A 17,489-nucleotide genomic window follows, 5' to 3' on the forward strand; every position below is an offset into this window, starting at 1 on the left:
AGAAAATTATTCTCCTGGAAACGGCAATGATAGATAAAACTGACCTTAAACTGCTGGCGCTCCTGCAACAGGACTGCACATTATCCCTTCAGGCACTGGCCGATGCGGTGCATCTGACCACCACGCCCTGCTGGAAACGGTTGAAAAGGCTGGAAGATGAAGGCTATATTCGCGGCCGGGTCGCGCTGCTTGATGCCGATAAACTCGATCTGTCATTGACCGCCTTTATGCTGATAAAAACCCAGCAACACAGCAGCAGCTGGTATCAGCAATTTGTCGACGTGGTCCAGGCGATGCCTGAAGTGATGGGCTGTTATCGTATGGCAGGAGAATATGATTATCTGCTGCGTATTCAGGTGGCCGACATGAAAACCTATGATGCCTTCTATAAACGTTTAGTGAACGGGGTTCCAGGTTTGCTGGATGTGACTTCGAGCTTTGCGATGGAAGAGATAAAATACACCACTGCGCTGCCATTAAAATGAGCAAGGCGCCGGCATTAACCCTGCTCAATCTTAACCAGGACGTTTTCTGTGCGACTGTTTAGCCAATTAAGCTGGTATTTTATTCGTGAGTGGCGCCGCTACCTTGGGGCCGTTGCGTTACTGATTGTCATTGCCATCCTGCAATTGTTGCCGCCAAAAGTGGTCGGCATGGTGGTGGATGGCGTTTCTCATCAGCAGATGAACACCTCGCAGTTGATGATGTGGATTGGCGTGATGTTGGTCACCGCCATTGTTGTCTACCTGCTGCGCTATGTCTGGCGTGTGCTGCTATTCGGCGCTTCTTACCAGCTGGCGGTTGAACTTCGTCAGGACTTCTATCGTCAGCTCAGCCGACAGCATCCCGAATTCTATCTGCGCCACCGAACTGGCGACCTGATTGCGCGCGCGACTAACGACGTCGATCGCGTGGTGTTTGCCGCTGGCGAAGGCGTACTGACGCTGGTGGATTCGCTGGTGATGGGGCTGGTAGTGCTGTTTGTGATGAGCACGCAGATCAGCTGGCAGCTCACCTTACTGGCGCTGCTGCCTATGCCAGTCATGGCAATAGTGATTAAACGCTACGGCGATCAGCTGCATAACCGCTTTAAACTGGCTCAGGCTGCTTTCTCCTCGCTGAATGACCAAACCCAGGAAAGCTTAACCAGCATCCGGATGATCAAAGCTTTTGGGCTGGAAGATCACCAGTCCGGCCAGTTTGCGGAGATTGCTAAAGATACTGGCCGAAAAAATATGCGGGTAGCGAGAGTCGACGCCCGGTTCGATCCGACGATTTATATCGCTATCGGCATGTCCAACCTGTTGGCTATCGGTGGCGGAAGCTGGCTGGTCTGGCACGATCAGATGACGCTGGGGCAATTGACCAGTTTTGTGATGTACCTTGGCTTGATGATCTGGCCGATGCTGGCACTGGCCTGGATGTTTAACATTGTCGAGCGCGGTAGCGCAGCCTGGAGCCGTATTCGCTCCCTGCTTTCAGAAGCGCCAGCGGTTGAAGATGGCACTAAGACCCTGCCAGCAGAGCGTGGGGCATTGCAAATCGCGATTCGCGAATTCTGTTATCCCGGTGCGCAGAGTCCCTCACTCCGGCACGTTAATGTGCACCTGAAACCAGGGCAAATGCTGGGCATTTGTGGTCCAACGGGGTCCGGTAAAAGTACCTTGCTAAGCCTTATCCAGCGGCACTTCGATATTGCTCAGGGCGATATTCGCTACCACGGTATTCCGTTGCCACAGCTTCGTCTTGATAGCTGGCGCGGTCGTCTGGCGGTCGTCAGTCAGACGCCTTTCCTGTTTTCGGATACTATTGCCAATAACATCGCGCTTGGCCGTCCAACGGCAAAACCAGCGGATATTGAACAGGCGGCAAAGCTGGCTAACGTTCACGAAGACATTTTACGTCTGCCAAAAGGGTATGACACAGAAGTAGGCGAGCGTGGCGTAATGCTGTCTGGCGGGCAGAAGCAACGCATTTCTATCGCACGGGCACTGCTGCTGGATGCCGAGATCCTGATCCTTGATGATGCTCTTTCGGCGGTGGATGGTCGCACAGAGCATCAGATCCTGCACAACCTCCGGCGTTGGGGACAGGGAAGAACGGTGATCATCAGCGCGCATCGCTTATCCGCCTTAACAGAGGCCAGCGAAATTCTGGTGATGCAAAAAGGGGCCGTCACGCAACGCGGTGAGCATGAGCAGCTGGCAGCAGAATCCGGCTGGTATCAGGATATGTACCGTTATCAACAGTTGGAAGCGGCTCTGGACGAAGAAGAGAGTGAAAAGGGGGTGCCACATGGCTAATCTGGCCCAACTCTGGCCCACCCTGAAGCGGCTGCTGAAATATGGCTCGCCGTGGCGTAAATCACTCAGTCTTGCTGTGCTGCTGCTGTGGATTGCCGCCGCAGCAGAGGTGATGGGGCCAATCCTTGTCAGCTACTTTATTGACAATATGGTAGCCAAACACACTCTGCCGCTAGCGCTGGTGTCCGGCCTGGCAGTCAGTTTTATTCTGCTGCAAATTCTTGCCGCCTCCCTGCATTACTGGCAGGCGCTGCTCTTTAATCAGGCCGCGGTTGGCGTGGTTCAGCAACTGCGTATGGACGTGATGGATGCAGCCTTGCGACAGCCGCTAAGCGCCTTCGATACCCAGCCTGTCGGGCAAATTATCTCACGCGTGACCAATGATACTGAGGTAGTGCGCGATTTGTACGTCACGGTTGTCGCCACGGTGTTACGCAGTGCGGCGCTGATAGGTGCCATGCTGGTGGCGATGTTTAGCCTGGACTGGCGCATGGCGCTGGTGGCCATTACTATTTTCCCGGCAGTGCTGACAGTGATGCTCATTTATCAGCGCTACAGCACGCCAATTGTCCGCCGTATGCGTAGCTATCTTGCTGATATAAATAATGGCTTCAACGAAGTCATTAACGGCATGAGCGTGATCCAACAATTCCGCCAGCAGGCACGCTTTGGCGAGCGCATGGGCGAAGCTAGCCGGTCGCATTATCTGGCACGGATGGAGACATTAAGGCTTGATGGTTTCCTGCTGCGGCCGCTGCTTAGCCTGTTCTCGGCGCTGATCCTCTGCGGGCTGATGCTGCTGTTTGGCTTTTCCTCGGCTGGCAGTATTGAGGTGGGCGTCCTGTATGCCTTTATTAACTACCTCGGCAGGCTGAATGAACCGCTGATCGAGCTCACCACGCAGCAGTCCATGCTGCAACAAGCGGTGGTAGCCGGTGAACGCATCTTTGAATTGATTGACGCTCCCCGCCAGCAGTATGGGAAGGATGATAAGCCTCTCACCTCGGGCACTATCTCCATCAAGGATCTGACTTTCGCTTACCGGGACGATCGTGATGTTCTCAGTGATATCTGCCTTGAGGTTCCTTCACGAAACTTTGTGGCGCTGGTCGGGCATACCGGCAGCGGTAAAAGTACGCTGGCGAATCTGATGATGGGCTATTACCCGGTTCAGCACGGTGAAATTTGTCTGGATGGCCGGCCTTTGAGTACTCTCAGCCACAGCGTGTTACGTCAGGGCGTGGCGATGGTTCAACAGGATCCGGTGGTCCTGGCTGAAACCTTCTTCGCTAACGTGACGTTGGGGCGTGATATCTCTGAAGATGCCGTCTGGCAGGCGCTGGAAACGGTCCAGCTGGCTGAACTGGCTCGAGGGTTGTCTGATGGCATCCACACTCGCCTGGGCGAACAGGGGAATAACCTCTCAGTGGGGCAAAAGCAATTGCTGGCGATGGCGAGGGTGCTCGTGGCCTCGCCGCAAATTCTGATCCTCGATGAAGCCACAGCCAATATCGATTCAGGCACTGAACAGGCTATTCAAAAAGCGCTGAAAGCGGTTCGTGAACAGACTACGCTGGTCGTCATTGCTCACCGACTTTCGACGATTATCGACGCAGATACCATCCTGGTTCTGCACCGTGGCCGTGCTGTTGAGCAAGGGAACCATCAGGCGCTACTGGAAAAACAGGGCCGATACTGGCAAATGTACCAGTTACAGCAGGTCGGTGATGAACTGGAAGCGGGCGAGGCACTGTAAAAGCTGCCGCTTCGCTGCACCAGAAACAGGCGAATAAAGCCCTGAATTCCCGTTTTTGCACATCATTCTCGCTTAACGCACCTTTATGGTGCGTTTTTGTTGTCCGCTTGCGGCATTGTCTGCTCCTCACATTTATCGGGTTGGCTCAGCAACACTGAGCCGGACTGACTAATCATCTGAAAAATGCCAATTTTTAATTTATGGCACAGCCTTTGCTTTAATCCATTCGTGTTGGGCGAAACAACCATATTCAATACCTGGAGGGGATCGTATGAAGCTGGTTACCGTGGTGATTAAACCGTTTAAATTGGAAGACGTGCGTGAAGCACTTTCCTCTATCGGGATTCAAGGGCTGACCGTGACCGAAGTGAAAGGCTTTGGTCGCCAGAAAGGGCATGCAGAACTTTATCGCGGTGCTGAGTACAGCGTTAACTTCCTGCCAAAAGTAAAAATAGACATTGCGATTGCAGACGACCAGCTTGATGAAGTGGTTGATGTGATTAGCAAAGCTGCCTACACCGGCAAAATTGGTGACGGTAAGATTTTTGTTGCGGAACTGCAGCGAGTTATCCGTATTCGCACTGGCGAAACTGACGAAGCAGCACTGTAATCTCGGGGCTAAGAATTGTGATGGGATGGGATAAAATGAAGAAAAAACTTGCTCTCTTTGGCCTCGCCAGTCTGGCTCTGTTACCTTCGCTTGCGATGGCTGCAGCTCCGGCAGTGGCTGATAAAGCTGACAACGCCTTTATGATGATTTGCACCGCGCTGGTGCTGTTCATGACGTTGCCAGGCATTGCCCTGTTTTACGGCGGCTTGCTCCGCGCGAAAAACGTGCTCTCGATGATGACTCAGGTCTCTGTGACCTTTGCGATGGTTTGCGTACTGTGGATGCTTTACGGTTATTCACTGGCCTTCAGTGAAGGTAATGCCTTCTTTGGTGGCTTCAGCATGGCGATGTTGAAAAACATCCAGCTGACTTCACTGGTAGGGAGCTTCTACCAGTACATCCATGTCTCGTTCCAGGCTTCATTCGCCTGTATCACCGTGGGTCTGATTGTCGGTTCTATTGCTGAACGCGTCCGCTTCTCAGCAGTGCTGATCTTCGTTGCTATCTGGTTGACCTTCTCTTACCTGCCGATTGCCCACATGGTCTGGTCAGGCGGTTTGCTGGCTCAGGACGGCGCGCTGGACTTCGCTGGCGGTACCGTAGTGCACATCAACGCCGCTGTTGCTGGTCTGGTAGGGGCTTACCTGGTAGGTAAACGTGCGGGCTTCGGTAAAGAAGCGTTCAAACCGCACAACCTGCCAATGGTCTTTATGGGAACGGCGATCCTGTATGTTGGCTGGTTTGGCTTCAACGCTGGCTCAGCCAGTGCAGCCAACGAAATTGCTGGTCTGGCCTTCCTGAACACCGTAATGGCAACCGCTGGCGCGATGCTGAGCTGGACCTTCGGTGAGTGGGCTCTGCGTGGCAAACCTTCACTGCTGGGCGTCTGCTCTGGTGTGATTGCAGGTCTGGTCGCGATTACCCCGGCTTGTGGTTATGTTGGTGTGGGTGGTGCGCTGGTTATCGGCATCGTCGGCGGTCTGGCTGGTCTGTGGGGTGTGACCATCCTGAAGAAATGGCTGCGTGTGGATGACCCATGTGATGTGTTCGGTGTTCACGGCGTCTGCGGCATTGTAGGGTGCATTCTGACAGGTGTCTTCGCCTCTTCTTCACTGGGTGGCGTGGGTTATGCGCCTGGCGTGACGATGGGCCATCAGGTCTGGATCCAGATCTTCAGTGTGGGTGTGACCATCGTCTGGACGGGTGTGGTTGCCTTCGTAGCCTTCAAAATTGCTGACATGATCGTGGGTCTGCGTGTTCCGGAAGATCAGGAACGCGAAGGTCTGGACGTCAACAGCCATGGCGAGAATGCTTACAACCAGTAAGCGAGTATCAAGAAAAGTAGTGCGCTAAAATTAAAAAAAAACGGCTCCTTCGGGAGCCGTTGCTGTTTTCGCCATTCGGTTTAGTTAACTTTGCGAACCCTCATAACCCCTTCCTGCACCGTGGACGCGACCAGCGTGCCATCCTGAGTATAAAACTCACCGCGAACAAAACCTCGAGCACTGGAGGCAGAGGTACTCTCCACGCTATACAGCAGCCATTGGTTAAGGTCGAACGGGCGGTGGAACCACATTGAGTGGTCGATAGTGGCTACCTGCATACCCGGTTCAAGAAACCCTTTTCCGTGCGGCTGCAGCGCGACTGGCAGGAAGTTAAAGTCGGAAGCATATCCCAGCAGGTACTGATGAATACGCTTGTCTTCCGGCATCACGCCATTGGCCCTGAACCAGACATGGCGGGTTGGTTCATCCACGTGGCCTTTCAGTGGGTTGTGAAACTTAACGGGCCGGATCTCAAAAGGCTTTTCTGATAGAAACTTCTCGCGGGCTTTTTCCGGGATATAACTGGCCAGCTGCTTCGCATAGTCGGCTTCACTGAGCAAATTCTCCGGGCCTGGTACTTCTGGCATCGGTTTTTGGTGTTCAAAACCGCTTTCAGGCCCCTGGAATGAGGCGGTCATATAGAAAATAGGCTGCCCGTTCTGTACCGCTTTAACCCTTCTGGCGCTGAAACTCTGGCCATCACGTAGCGTTTCTACATCATAAATAATCGCCTTCTGACTATCACCAGGACGCAAAAAGTAGCTGTGAAACGAATGGATGATGCGATCGGCAGGAACGGTCTGCTTAGCGGCGTACAGCGCCTGACCAACTACCTGACCACCAAAGACCTGACGTAACCCCAAGTCTTCACTCTGGCCACGAAAAAGGCCTTCTTCAAGCTTTTCCAAATCCAACAGGTTTAACAAATTTTGCAGGGCCTGGCTCATAGCGAATCCTCAGTGATCATCTCGTTTACAGTTTGCGAGATCCGACCAGTTACCGTCAACGGGGCAAGGCAATTATCTTTGGTTGAAAAGAGAGAAGGGGGGCGCTTCCAGGCAGAAATCAGTAAGTTGTGCCAGAATTAAAACTAACGGAACAGTGATTCACTGTTTGCAGGCTAACTGAGACCTCAATAGCACCATTGATCTTAAGGAGAATACATCAATGAAAGTCTGGCCAATGTTAACTGGCGCCGCGCTGGCGGTTGCACTCTCAGGATGTGCTGATAAAGGAAAAGATGTGCCGACGGCAACGCTGGCTTCACAGGTGGCAGGTGAGCAGGCTACCCTCCGTCAGCCAAATGTTAGTGGCTCTGTCTATATTCGCCAACGTGTGGCGTTACCGCCTGATGCGGTGCTGACTGTAACGTTGTCTGATGCTTCGATGGCCGATGCGCCTTCCAAAGTCATCTCACAGCGTGTAGTAAGAACGGAGGGTAAGCAGGCACCGTTCAGCTTTATTCTGCCGTACAACCCGGCAGACATTCAGCCTAACGCACGCATTCTGTTGAGCGCGGCTATTACCGTAGACGGCAAAATGATGTTCATTACCGATACGGTAAAACCGGTCATTAATAATGGCGGGAATAAGCAGGAGCTGTTGTTAGTCCCGGTGCCATCAATGGCAATGCCTACACAAAACGGTGCTGCTACAACCGTGCCTTCAACGTCGCCGACGCAGGTTAATCCTTCAGCGTCTGTTCCAGCCCCGACCTCAATGTAGTCACAGCCGCCCCTGCCCGGGGCGGTTATCCTTCCCAGCGATACAGCTTCAGCGGCACTTTTCCTTCAGGACTGACTTCAATCCCTTCTTCCAGCAGCGCACAACGTTGACGATCAAGGTCATCACCCACCAGCGAGATTTCGCCCAGCCGGTTAATCACCCGATGCCAGGGAAGCTTACTGCCTGTCGGGAGTCGCTTCAGCACACCACCAACCTGACGAGCGGCTCTTGGGGAGCCTGCCAGCCGGGCAATATCCCCATAGGTGGTGACTTTACCGTAAGGAATGGCGGCGAGGATTTGGTAAATACGTTGTTGAAAGCTGTCAAAGTGTTCCATCAGATCTCCCTCTGTTGGCTTCAACAGTAATCGAAAGCGTGGAACATCTGAAGCGATTTCATGATGTTATAAGATAACCGACGGCTGAGGTCGGATAGGCTTTGAAAACAATCAGATAGGATTTTTTAACGGACTTGAACAAGAAAGCAACGGTCATCAGGCGCAGGCTTGCAATTGCCTGGGGGTTCATTGATAATGCCCTCGCTCCATCTGATGGAGCACTCAATGGGGGCCCTGTTGGTTCTCCCGCAATGCTAATTTGTGAACTCGGTCAGATCCGGAAGGAAGCAGCCGTAGCAGATGACGCGTGTGCCGGGATGTAGCTGGCAGGGCCCCCACCCAATTCTGCTTTAGTATGCCAGCCACTCCATTCGTCCTTTCAAACACAAACTTATCGAACAAACTTCCAGACAGCTACCGGGATTTTATCGTAGAGTTTATTCATCGTCAGTTCCGCCAGACGATGATCAGCCGCAGAATAAAACACAGCCAGTTCATTATCAGATAATTCGTATTTGTTTTTTTCGATTACGCGCTCGAGGGTGTCGATTGACCGACACCGTCTTAAACGCATCAGATAATCAGTTTTAGTAAGAAGTTTATCTGTCATTGTTAAACCGTTGAAAAAATAATGGGTTGCTAAAATGAATGGCTCGTCTGTATGGGCACGAGAGCGCATTCCTCTGCGAAAATGTTAAACAAGCGTTTTGCTGATTTTTGCCAGCGCTGCAAATCCTGAACATTAATGCCGTAATTACTAAAGAGCATAAACGTATCATCGAGATATTCATCGATCTGACTAATCAGATCACTGTCTTCGATATGTTTGATTTTGTAATTCATGGTGAAGGCAGCTATATGCTCAATCAAATCATTGAGCTGTAAATTGACCGCTGCAGTCGGATCGTTGACCCAGCCGTGATGGCTGTCGCCTAAAGTGGCGAGGCTTTCATCGTACAAATTTTCACACAAGAATTTCAGCTGGGCGATATCATGCCTTTTTGGTGAGTATTCGTCCATCTTTTTCCCCTCCATAGCGAGTGAAAGATGCCGTTAGCGCGGGCTTTCAGCGAGTGGTGTGCCAGGAGCGATAATTAACTTTACCCTAAATATATTAATAAATATAACGTAATAAAGCTGTATTTGTAATGCTATTACGCAATATTACAATTCATCTGCCGTACTGGTCTGCTGGTTGTCTATAAAATCAAACGTGAGTTGGCCGGGATGCCATTCAAAATTGACCGTTTCCGTTGTGGTCTGGTCTGCGTCTATATCAAGACAGGCGTTGAATACGTTCCAGCGAAAGCTGTAAGTCATCTTATAACGCGATTCACCTGAATATTCTATAGAAATAATTTTAGTACTTGCGGGAACATATTGCGCATTCTGTGAATACCATAACAGCGAACCCGTTAACTCTACTTCTATTTTGGGAATAATCCGCTGAAGGTTATCTGATAGCGTTAACAGATTGTCTTCATTGCCTGAGTAAGAAAAGGGAATGGTTTTGCGCATTTTTCCCCCACAGTGTTAATTAGCGCTTATAGAGATAATTGGTCTGCCGAACAAAATAAGCAAGGGCGTTTAATGTTCTCTTAACTATCTTAATGATTTATCTCTTAATTATCTTAGTTGATAAAACCCTATCCCGCGACAGTAAAAGCAAAGAAGTTGAAAAAATTTTATATAACCCTGGGTAATGAATGGCATTAATTAAGTAATAATTAGATACACTTTGTCCGTTCCACCCGGAGCAAGAGATTGTATGATATTGTTATGTTATAACATAATGATGGTCGCAACCGATGTCCTCTCCTTTAGTCTTTCTCCGCTACGGCACCTTACTTACCCATTCAGCGCTGGTGCGCCTGCTGTTATCTGCTGCAGTAATACTTCTACTGGCAGCGCTAACCTACTGGGCCGTTACCGGATGATAACCCTTAATCAACTGACCGTAGGGTATCGGGGCCGGGCGGTAACTCCAGCGCTGCAAGGGGAGTTTACTCGTGGATCGATGACTGCGCTGGTTGGGGCTAATGGCTCCGGTAAGTCCACGCTGCTTAAAACGCTGGCCGGTTTATTAAGACCGGTGAGCGGTTCATTAAGTTTGCCACTTCCTCGCGCCAACCTTGGCTGGATGCCACAGCAATCAGAAATAGAGAAGACCTTTCCGATCCACGTCTTTGATTTGGTGGCGATGGGCTGCTGGCAAAAGTGTGGCTGGTTTGGCGCGATCAATCGCACCCTGCGGCAGCAAGTTATGACAGCGCTGGATAAGGTGGGGATGCTGGAGTTTACTACCGCCCAGCCAGAAACCTTATCTGGCGGACAATTACAGCGCGTTCTGTTTGCCCGCCTGTTAGTTCAGGATGCCAACTTGCTGATGCTGGACGAACCTTTTGCCGGTGTCGACAGCGAGACAACCGAACTGTTGCTTAAGTTGCTTCAGGAACGGCATCAGGCTGGCTGCACGCTCATTGTCGTGCTGCATGATATGGCGACCGTCGAAAAATACTTCCCGCAAACGCTTCGTCTTAAGAGCAGGCATGCCGAATGGTCTGGCTCTGGCTCCCCCGTTACTCAGCTTAATTTTAACCGTAACCCGGGAGCATCCTGATGCTGACGGTATTACATCCCTTTATCGAGTTCGGCTTTATGCGCCGCGCGCTGGTTGCCTGCATAGCGCTTTCCCTCAGCGCCACGCCATTAGGCGTCTTTCTGCTGTTACGCAGAATGAGTCTGGTAGGAGACGCGCTTTCACACGCCGTGCTTCCCGGTGCGGCTATTGGTTACCTTATTTCTGGTTTATCGCTTGTCGCTATGGGAACCGGCGGAATCATCGCCGGTCTTTCTGTTGCACTGCTCTCTGGTGCAGTCAGTCGTTATACGCCGCTGAAAGAGGACGCCAGTTTTGCCGGTTTTTACCTTGGTTCGCTGGCGCTTGGGGTAACGCTGGTCTCTTTGCGAGGCTCGAGTGTGGATCTGTTGCATGTGTTATTCGGATCGTTGCTGGCCGTCGATAATCCCTCAATTCTGTTAGTTAGCGTGATTTCAGCGGTCTCTCTGCTGGTGCTGGCCCTGATTTATCGCCCCCTTGTTATCGATGCTTTTGATCCCGGCTTTTTACGTGCGCAGAACCGCTGGGTTGCTCCCCTGGTTCATGGTCTGTTTCTGATCCTGGTGGTGACCAATCTGGTGGCTGGATTCCAGGTTCTGGGCACCCTGATGTGCGTAGGCCTGATGATGCTTCCCGCCGCTGCGGCCCGTTTTTGGGGGAAAGGTCTGCCGGGAATGATTGCTTCAGCAATGCTCCTCGCCCTTATTGCCAGCTTTAGCGGGCTGATTGCCTCCTTCTGTCTCTCACTGCCTGCCGGACCGGCGGTGGTGCTGAGTGCCGCTATTTTGTTTTTTATCTCGATTTTAGTGGGGCCGTGCGGCGGAATTTTTCGTCAGCGTCCGTTTTCTGTTGGTAAGGAGAAAGTATGAAGAAGTTACCTGTAGCGCTGGCACTGGCTGGGGTGTTACTTACCCCAATGGCGATGGCAAAAACGGTGAACACCGTGGCCAGCTTCTCTGTTTTGGCAGACATCGTAAAAGAAGTGGGCGGTGAACACGTTAAGGTGAAAAGTCTGGTTGGCCCGGATGGAGACCCGCACAGCTTTGAACCTACTCCGCAAGACAGTCAGGCGCTGGCTAAAGCAGATGTGGTATTTGTCAGCGGCCTGGGGCTGGAAGGGTGGATGGACCGCCTGATTAGTGCGTCTGAATACAAAGGCAAAGTGATCGTTTCTTCACAGGGAATTGAGACCCGTTCGATGGAAGAAGAGGGCAAAACCCTCACCGATCCGCATGCGTGGAACAGCATGAAGAATGGCGTGGTCTATGCCAACAACGTGATGAATGCGTTGATTGCCGCAGATCCAGACGACGCCGCGTACTTTCGCCAGCACGGTGCAGCCTATATTGCTCAGTTAAACAAGCTGGACAGGTGGGCAGCGGAAAGCTTTGCTGCTATCCCACAGGCCAAACGTAAAGTCTTGACCAGCCATGATGCGTTTGGCTATTTCGGCCAGCGTTATGGCGTCAGTTTTCTGTCGCCGGTGGGCTTCTCTACCGAGTCCGAAGCCAGTGCTTCTGACGTGGCAAAATTGATCACCCAGCTAAAAACCGAGCATATTCACCGCTACTTTATTGAAAACCAGACCGATCCCCGTCTGGTGAAACAGATTGCTTCAGCTTCAGAGGCTAAGTCAGGCGGTGAACTCTACCCGGAAGCGTTGACTAAAAAAGGAGGCGCAGCGGATACCTATGTTGCTGCCTTCAAACATAACGTCGAGGCAATGATAGCCAGCATGAAATAGTGATGCCACGGCCAGCTTGCTGGCCGTCCATTTCGGGCATAAAAAAAGCGGGCCATTTTACCAAAGGCCCGCTTTTTCACCGTTGATTAATCAGCGCTTCTTCTTCCCACCCTGAACCGCTTTAAAGCGTGGGTTGCTTTTGCAAATCACATAGACCCGACCATGACGACGGACCACTTTGCAGTCCTTGTGGCGTTTTTTGGCGGAAGCCAGAGAGCTTAAAACCTGCATACGGACTCCTTATTTATCCGAAGGTGAAGTGAAGAAACGACCAAAGCGTTGATTGAAACGGTGCGCGCTGCCTTCTTTAGCAAAATCTTTCTGCTTGCCGGTGTAATAAGCATGCGAGGCGGAAGAGACGTCCAGCGGCACGTAAGGCAGAACGTTGCCTTCCAGTTCAATGGTGCGATCGGTTTTGATGGTTGAGCCGACGACGAAGTACGTGTCTGCGCTGGTATCGTGGAAGGCCACGGTACGGTAAGCCGGATGTATACCCTGTTTCATAAATCCTCACTCAAATAAGTAATGTTATAACATAACAATAATTATGCGCGTGCTGAGAACGGATTGCAACTGGAAAAGTGGGCAGGGGGGGGGAGGGACAAAAAAAAAGAGGCCGCATAAGCGGCCTCTCAGTACAGCAATCAGATGCTGATTAGTGCTGGTTGTGCTCTACAGGGTGACCCTGTTCCAGCTCTTCTTTGTTCTTGCCGAAGCGGCGGCGAACCACCACAAAGAACACCGGCACGAAGAAGATAGCCAGGATTGTCGCGGTCACCATGCCGCCCATTACCCCGGTACCCACCGCATTCTGCGCACCGGAACCTGCACCGGTACTGATAGTCAGCGGCAATACGCCAAGGATAAAGGCCAGCGAGGTCATCAGGATTGGACGCAGACGCATACGAACGGCTTCAAGCGTCGATTCAACCAGACCTTTCCCTTCTTTCTCCATCAGATCTTTGGCGAATTCTACGATTAATATCGCATTCTTCGCCGACAGGCCAATGGTTGTCAGCAGGCCCACCACAAAGTAGACGTCATTGCTGAGGCCGCGAAGGGTGGTAAAGATCAGGGCGCCGATAACCCCAAGTGGGACCACAAGCATCACCGAGAACGGTATTGACCAGCTCTCGTACAAGGCGGCCAGACAGAGGAAGACCACAATCAACGAGATGGCGTACAGCGCCGGAGCCTGGTTACCAGACAGACGTTCCTGATAAGACATTCCCGTCCAGTCGTAGCCAATTCCTGTTGGTAGCTGAGAAGCCAGCTGTTCCATCAGGCCCATTGCTTCACCCGAACTCTTGCCTGGTACAGCCTGACCAAGGATTTCCATCGATGGCAGACCGTTATAACGTTCCAGACGTGGCGAACCGTACTGCCATTTAGCCGTAGAGAACGCAGAGAACGGCACCATGGTTCCGCTGCTGTTACGGACGAACCATTTATTGATATCATCTGGCAACATGCGGGAATCCGCTACGCCCATCACGTACACCTTCTTCACACGACCACGGTCGATGAAGTCGTTGACGTAAGAGCCGCCCCAGGCCGCGCCTAGCGTGGTGTTGATGTCGGAAATAGAGACGCCAAGGGCTTCAGCTTTTTCCTGGTCAATCATCAGCTTGTACTGCGGTGTATCTTCCAAACCGTTCGGTCGCACACCAGCCAGAACATCAGGATGTTTGGCAACCATGCCCAACAGCTGGTTACGGGCTTGCGTCAGCGCTTCATGTCCAAGGTTACCCTGGTCAATCAGTTCAAAGTCGAAGCCGGTAGCATTACCCAGTTCGATAATCGCTGGCAGGTTAAACGGAATAACCATGGCATCTTTGATTGAACCAAACGCCTTCATGGCACGTCCGGCAATCCCGTCAACCTTGTTTTCCGCGCCTGAGCGCTCATCCCACGGTTTCATACTGACGAAGGCAATACCGGTGTTCTGTCCACGTCCTGCAAAACCAAAGCCGTTAACGGTAAAGACGGATTTAACGTTGTCTTTTTCTTTGGTCAGGAAGTAGTCAGTCACCTGGTCGAGCACTTTCTCAGTACGTTCCTGAGTGGCACCCGCTGGTAACTGTGCCTGTGCCAACAGGAGACCCTGATCTTCTTCCGGCAGGAAGGAGGTTGGCAGCTTGACGAACAGGTACGCCATGCCCACCACGATCACCAGGTAAATCACCAGGTAGCGACCCGTGCTGCGGATGATGTGACCTACGCTATTGGTATAGTGGTCGGTACTCTTCTCGAACATGCGGTTAAACCAGCCGAAGAACCCGGTGGTTTTACCATGATCGCCTTTTTTAACCGGCTTCAGCATGGTTGCGCACAGTGCTGGCGTCAGGACCAGAGCCACAATGACCGACAGCACCATTGCCGAAACGATGGTGATTGAGAACTGACGGTAAATAACCCCGGTCGAGCCACCAAAGAAGGCCATCGGGATAAATACCGCAGACAGAACCAGTGCAATACCCACCAGGGCGCCCTGAATCTGCTCCATCGACTTCTTGGTTGCTTCTTTCGGCGGTAGGCCTTCTTCAACCATCACGCGTTCGACGTTCTCGACCACGACGATGGCATCATCCACCAACAGGCCTATCGCCAACACCATCCCAAACATCGTCAGGGTGTTTATCGAATACCCGAAGGCACTGATAATGGCGAAAGTCCCCAACAGCACGACAGGAACCGCGATAGTCGGGATCAGCGTGGCACGGAAGTTCTGCAGGAACAGATACATCACGATGAACACCAGCACAATCGCCTCGATCAGGGTTTTCACCACTTCAATGATCGAGATTTTAACAAACGGCGTGGTGTCGTACGGATAGACAGTTTCCATCCCGGAAGGGAAGAACGGTTCCAGTTTCGCCAGCTCTGCTTTTACCGCCGCAGCGGTATCCAGGGCGTTAGCCCCCGTAGCCAGTTTAATACCGATACCGGAAGCCGGTTTGCCGTTGTAGCGCGCAATGATCTCGTAGTTTTCACCGCCGAGTTCAATTTTCGCCACGTCTTTCAGCAGAACACGCGAACCATCAGCATTCACTTTCAGCAGGATCTTGCCAAACTCATCGGTCGAGGTCAGACGGGTCTGAGCAATGATCGAGGCGTTCAGCTGTTGACCAGGCATAGGCGGAGAGCCACCTAACTGACCAGCTGCAACCTGGGAGTTCTGTGAGTCAATAGCGCTAATCACATCTACCGGGGTCAACTGATAGTTATTCAGCTTGTGAGGATCCATCCAGATACGCATCGCATACTGCGCACCGAAGATCTGCGTATCGCCGACACCAAGAGTACGACTGATCGGATCCTTGATGTTAGAGGCCACATAGTCAGAAATATCATTCTGCGTCATGCTGCCATCTTTACTGACAAAACCGGCCACCATCAGGAAGCTGCTGGAGGATTTCTGAACCTGAATCCCCTGCTGCTGCACTTCTTGTGGCAGTAATGGTGTGGCCAGCTGCAGTTTGTTCTGCACCTGAACCTGTGCGATATCCGGGTCAGTGCCTGACTGGAAAGTCAGCGTCAACTGCAACGTACCGGAAGAATCACTGTTCGATGACATGTACATCAGGCCATCGATACCATTCATGTTTTGTTCAATAACCTGCGTGACGGAGTCCTGCAGTGTTTTCGCATCGGCACCAGGGTAAACAGCGCGAATCTGAACGGCCGGCGGAGCAACATTAGGATATTGCTCAATCGGCAGTTTTAGAATCGACAGCACGCCCATCAGCATGATGATGATGGCGATAACCCACGCAAAAATGGGGCGATCGATAAAGAACTTAGCCATGTATCAGCGGCTCCTGTTTAAGACTTAGGTTGTTCAGAACCAGCCTGTTTGGCTTCATCTGGAGTGACTTCCTGTGGCGTGACCTGAACACCAGGTTTGGCACGCTGAATACCTACAGTAATCACTTTGTCGCCTTCTTTCAGACCACTGGTTACCAGCCATTTATCGCCGATAGCCTGATCAGCTGTCAGGCTGCGGACTTCTACTTTGTTATCTGCCCCTACCACCATCGCGGTTGCCTGACCAGTTGGCGTGCGGGTTACCGCCTGCTGTGGCACTAACAGAGCGCTTGGGTTGGTTCCCTCTTCCAGACGGGCACGGACAAACATTCCAGGCAGCAGCGAGTGGTCCGGATTAGGGAACACGGCACGCAGCGTGATAGAACCTGTCGTCTCGTCAACGGTGACATCAGAGAATTCCAATGTTCCGCCCTGAGCGTATTCGCTACCATTTTGCAGAAGAAGTTTGACCTGAGCCTTGCCGTTAGCCTGTTGCAGCTTGCCGGAGTTCAGTTCATCACGCAGGCGCATAAAGTCTTCGCTCGACTGGGTGACGTCTACATAGATAGGATCAAGCTGTTGCACAGTAGCCAGTGCCGTCGTTTGTGCGCTCTGAACCAGAGCCCCTTCCGTAACGGAAGATTTGCCAATGCGACCACTGATAGGGGAGGTCACCTTGGTGTAGGCCAGGTTAATACGAGCCGTTTCAACGTTGGCTTTAGCCGCCTGAACAGCAGCTGCAGTCTGACTGGCGGTCGCTTTCGCGGTGTCGTAATCCTGCTGACTAATGTATTTAGTCCCCAACAGAGGCTGGTAACGTTTGACGGTTACAGCAGCGATCTGCGCGTTGGCTACTGCCTGCGCTAAATCACCTTTGGCACTGTCATACGCTGCCTGATAGGTCGCGGGGTCGATCTGGTAAAGAGATTGCCCTGCCTTGATGTCGCTCCCTTCCACGAAATTACGTTTCAAAATAATGCCCGAAACCTGTGGGCGAACTTCTGCAATACGGAATGAAGAGGTGCGACCTGGAAGGTCGGTGGTGATCTGCAATGGCGCGTTTTTAAGCGTTACAACACCCACTTCGGGTGCCTGTTGCTGTCCGGCCTGCTGCGCTTCTTTATTATCACATCCTGTCAGCATAATGCTGCCTGAAAGCATCAGAACGGCCGCCAGAGGCGTTAACCCTCTGTTTTTGTTCATAAATAAACCTCGAGTGTCCGATATCGATTGTTCAATGGATCACAAACCCATAAACCCAT

18 protein-coding genes and 1 other RNA gene are annotated in these 17,489 nt (G+C 51.9%); 10 read left to right on the plus strand and 9 right to left on the minus strand.

All coding sequences use genetic code 11. The features are described 5' to 3' along the window. Nucleotides 1-26 precede the first annotated feature (26 nt). The 5 genes from WCC56_RS08465 (at nucleotide 27) to amtB (ending at nucleotide 5,994) form a co-directional block, all read left to right on the plus strand. On the plus strand, nucleotides 27-485 hold the full coding sequence (locus tag WCC56_RS08465; protein ID WP_424691951.1) for an Lrp/AsnC family transcriptional regulator: 459 nt from the start codon (nucleotides 27-29) through the stop codon (nucleotides 483-485). A 48-nt stretch (nucleotides 486-533) separates the two neighbouring features. Beyond that, nucleotides 534-2,303: a SmdA family multidrug ABC transporter permease/ATP-binding protein gene (locus tag WCC56_RS08470; RefSeq protein ID WP_424691952.1), complete on the plus strand. Its 1,770-nt coding sequence runs from the start codon at nucleotides 534-536 to the stop codon at nucleotides 2,301-2,303. Next, a complete protein-coding gene (locus tag WCC56_RS08475) occupies nucleotides 2,296-4,059 on the plus strand; it encodes a SmdB family multidrug efflux ABC transporter permease/ATP-binding protein (RefSeq protein WP_424691953.1) in 1,764 nt (587 codons plus the stop codon). Before WCC56_RS08470 ends, WCC56_RS08475 begins: the two co-directional genes overlap by 8 nt. 271 nt (nucleotides 4,060-4,330) lie before the next feature. After that, on the plus strand, nucleotides 4,331-4,669 hold the full coding sequence (glnK, locus tag WCC56_RS08480; RefSeq protein ID WP_007886947.1) for a P-II family nitrogen regulator: 339 nt from the start codon (nucleotides 4,331-4,333) through the stop codon (nucleotides 4,667-4,669). A gap of 20 nt (nucleotides 4,670-4,689) precedes the next feature. Then, nucleotides 4,690-5,994, plus strand: a complete 1,305-nt coding sequence (amtB, locus tag WCC56_RS08485) for an ammonium transporter AmtB (protein ID WP_424691954.1) — start codon at nucleotides 4,690-4,692, stop codon at nucleotides 5,992-5,994. A gap of 80 nt (nucleotides 5,995-6,074) precedes the next feature. On the opposite strand, the gene tesB is transcribed toward amtB, so the two are convergent. Then, entirely contained in the window at nucleotides 6,075-6,941 is an 867-nt protein-coding gene (tesB, locus tag WCC56_RS08490) for an acyl-CoA thioesterase II (protein WP_424691955.1), read from the minus strand. A 220-nt stretch (nucleotides 6,942-7,161) separates the two neighbouring features. Between tesB and WCC56_RS08495 the strand changes: the two genes are divergently transcribed. Beyond that, nucleotides 7,162-7,719 (plus strand): YbaY family lipoprotein, encoded by a 558-nt coding sequence (locus tag WCC56_RS08495; RefSeq protein ID WP_424691956.1) that lies wholly within the window; start codon nucleotides 7,162-7,164, stop codon nucleotides 7,717-7,719. A gap of 25 nt (nucleotides 7,720-7,744) precedes the next feature. Here the strand turns inward: WCC56_RS08495 and WCC56_RS08500 are convergent, their stop codons facing one another. Further along, nucleotides 7,745-8,056, minus strand: coding sequence for an MGMT family protein (locus WCC56_RS08500; RefSeq protein ID WP_424691957.1), 312 nt, complete (start codon nucleotides 8,054-8,056; stop codon nucleotides 7,745-7,747). A 235-nt stretch (nucleotides 8,057-8,291) separates the two neighbouring features. Between WCC56_RS08500 and ffs the strand changes: the two genes are divergently transcribed. After that, nucleotides 8,292-8,388, plus strand: an RNA gene (gene ffs / locus WCC56_RS08505) — signal recognition particle sRNA small type. Nucleotides 8,389-8,447: 59 nt separating this feature from the next. Here the strand turns inward: ffs and WCC56_RS08510 are convergent. The 3 genes from WCC56_RS08510 to WCC56_RS08520 all read right to left on the minus strand — a co-directional run bounded on the left by WCC56_RS08510 (nucleotide 8,448) and on the right by WCC56_RS08520 (nucleotide 9,574). Then, on the minus strand, nucleotides 8,448-8,666 hold the full coding sequence (locus tag WCC56_RS08510) for an HHA domain-containing protein (protein WP_013201057.1): 219 nt from the start codon (nucleotides 8,664-8,666) through the stop codon (nucleotides 8,448-8,450). 29 nt (nucleotides 8,667-8,695) lie between these two features. Then, nucleotides 8,696-9,076, minus strand: coding sequence for an Hha toxicity modulator TomB (tomB, locus tag WCC56_RS08515; protein WP_424691958.1), 381 nt, complete (start codon nucleotides 9,074-9,076; stop codon nucleotides 8,696-8,698). Between the two features lie 144 nt (nucleotides 9,077-9,220). Further along, nucleotides 9,221-9,574: a hypothetical protein gene (locus tag WCC56_RS08520; protein WP_424691959.1), complete on the minus strand. Its 354-nt coding sequence runs from the start codon at nucleotides 9,572-9,574 to the stop codon at nucleotides 9,221-9,223. 274 nt (nucleotides 9,575-9,848) lie between these two features. Between WCC56_RS08520 and WCC56_RS08525 the strand changes: the two genes are divergently transcribed. From WCC56_RS08525 to WCC56_RS08535, 3 genes are read left to right on the plus strand one after another with little or no spacing between them, the layout of a single operon-like run. Continuing rightward, the gene (locus WCC56_RS08525) at nucleotides 9,849-10,676 is read left to right on the plus strand and encodes a metal ABC transporter ATP-binding protein (protein WP_424691960.1); all 828 of its coding nucleotides are present in this window, start codon (nucleotides 9,849-9,851) and stop codon (nucleotides 10,674-10,676) included. 2 nt (nucleotides 10,677-10,678) lie between these two features. Next, nucleotides 10,679-11,545 carry a metal ABC transporter permease gene (locus tag WCC56_RS08530; protein WP_424691990.1) on the plus strand — a complete coding sequence of 289 codons (867 nt, stop codon included), beginning with the start codon at nucleotides 10,679-10,681 and terminating at the stop codon, nucleotides 11,543-11,545. Further along, nucleotides 11,542-12,420: a metal ABC transporter substrate-binding protein gene (locus WCC56_RS08535; RefSeq protein ID WP_424691961.1), complete on the plus strand. Its 879-nt coding sequence runs from the start codon at nucleotides 11,542-11,544 to the stop codon at nucleotides 12,418-12,420. Before WCC56_RS08530 ends, WCC56_RS08535 begins: the two co-directional genes overlap by 4 nt. Before the next feature lie 90 nt (nucleotides 12,421-12,510). On the opposite strand, the gene ykgO is transcribed toward WCC56_RS08535, so the two are convergent. From ykgO to WCC56_RS08555, 4 genes are all read right to left on the minus strand, one after another. After that, a complete protein-coding gene (gene ykgO, locus WCC56_RS08540; RefSeq protein WP_013201062.1) occupies nucleotides 12,511-12,651 on the minus strand; it encodes a type B 50S ribosomal protein L36 in 141 nt (46 codons plus the stop codon). A gap of 9 nt (nucleotides 12,652-12,660) precedes the next feature. Continuing rightward, entirely contained in the window at nucleotides 12,661-12,924 is a 264-nt protein-coding gene (locus WCC56_RS08545) for a type B 50S ribosomal protein L31 (RefSeq protein WP_424691962.1), read from the minus strand. A 151-nt stretch (nucleotides 12,925-13,075) separates the two neighbouring features. Then, nucleotides 13,076-16,228, minus strand: coding sequence for an efflux RND transporter permease subunit (locus WCC56_RS08550; RefSeq protein WP_424691963.1), 3,153 nt, complete (start codon nucleotides 16,226-16,228; stop codon nucleotides 13,076-13,078). A 17-nt stretch (nucleotides 16,229-16,245) separates the two neighbouring features. After that, nucleotides 16,246-17,430 carry an efflux RND transporter periplasmic adaptor subunit gene (locus WCC56_RS08555; RefSeq protein WP_424691964.1) on the minus strand — a complete coding sequence of 395 codons (1,185 nt, stop codon included), beginning with the start codon at nucleotides 17,428-17,430 and terminating at the stop codon, nucleotides 16,246-16,248. Nucleotides 17,431-17,489: the final 59 nt, after the last annotated feature.

The organism is Erwinia sp., from assembly GCF_049696395.1.
In the GTDB taxonomy this organism is placed as follows: domain Bacteria; phylum Pseudomonadota; class Gammaproteobacteria; order Enterobacterales; family Enterobacteriaceae; genus Erwinia.

Coding starts and splice junctions, on each gene's coding strand:
- WCC56_RS08465 (WP_424691951.1), top strand. CDS start 27: ATGATAGATAAAACTGACCTTAAACTGCTGGCGCTCCTGCAACAGGAC.
- WCC56_RS08475 (WP_424691953.1), top strand. CDS start 2,296: ATGGCTAATCTGGCCCAACTCTGGCCCACCCTGAAGCGGCTGCTGAAA.
- glnK (WP_007886947.1), top strand. CDS start 4,331: ATGAAGCTGGTTACCGTGGTGATTAAACCGTTTAAATTGGAAGACGTG.
- amtB (WP_424691954.1), top strand. CDS start 4,690: ATGGGATGGGATAAAATGAAGAAAAAACTTGCTCTCTTTGGCCTCGCC.
- tesB (WP_424691955.1), bottom strand. CDS start 6,941: ATGAGCCAGGCCCTGCAAAATTTGTTAAACCTGTTGGATTTGGAAAAG.
- WCC56_RS08495 (WP_424691956.1), top strand. CDS start 7,162: ATGAAAGTCTGGCCAATGTTAACTGGCGCCGCGCTGGCGGTTGCACTC.
- WCC56_RS08500 (WP_424691957.1), bottom strand. CDS start 8,056: ATGGAACACTTTGACAGCTTTCAACAACGTATTTACCAAATCCTCGCC.
- WCC56_RS08510 (WP_013201057.1), bottom strand. CDS start 8,666: ATGACAGATAAACTTCTTACTAAAACTGATTATCTGATGCGTTTAAGA.
- tomB (WP_424691958.1), bottom strand. CDS start 9,076: ATGGACGAATACTCACCAAAAAGGCATGATATCGCCCAGCTGAAATTC.
- WCC56_RS08520 (WP_424691959.1), bottom strand. CDS start 9,574: ATGCGCAAAACCATTCCCTTTTCTTACTCAGGCAATGAAGACAATCTG.
- WCC56_RS08525 (WP_424691960.1), top strand. CDS start 9,849: ATGATGGTCGCAACCGATGTCCTCTCCTTTAGTCTTTCTCCGCTACGG.
- WCC56_RS08535 (WP_424691961.1), top strand. CDS start 11,542: ATGAAGAAGTTACCTGTAGCGCTGGCACTGGCTGGGGTGTTACTTACC.
- ykgO (WP_013201062.1), bottom strand. CDS start 12,651: ATGCAGGTTTTAAGCTCTCTGGCTTCCGCCAAAAAACGCCACAAGGAC.
- WCC56_RS08545 (WP_424691962.1), bottom strand. CDS start 12,924: ATGAAACAGGGTATACATCCGGCTTACCGTACCGTGGCCTTCCACGAT.
- WCC56_RS08550 (WP_424691963.1), bottom strand. CDS start 16,228: ATGGCTAAGTTCTTTATCGATCGCCCCATTTTTGCGTGGGTTATCGCC.
- WCC56_RS08555 (WP_424691964.1), bottom strand. CDS start 17,430: ATGAACAAAAACAGAGGGTTAACGCCTCTGGCGGCCGTTCTGATGCTT.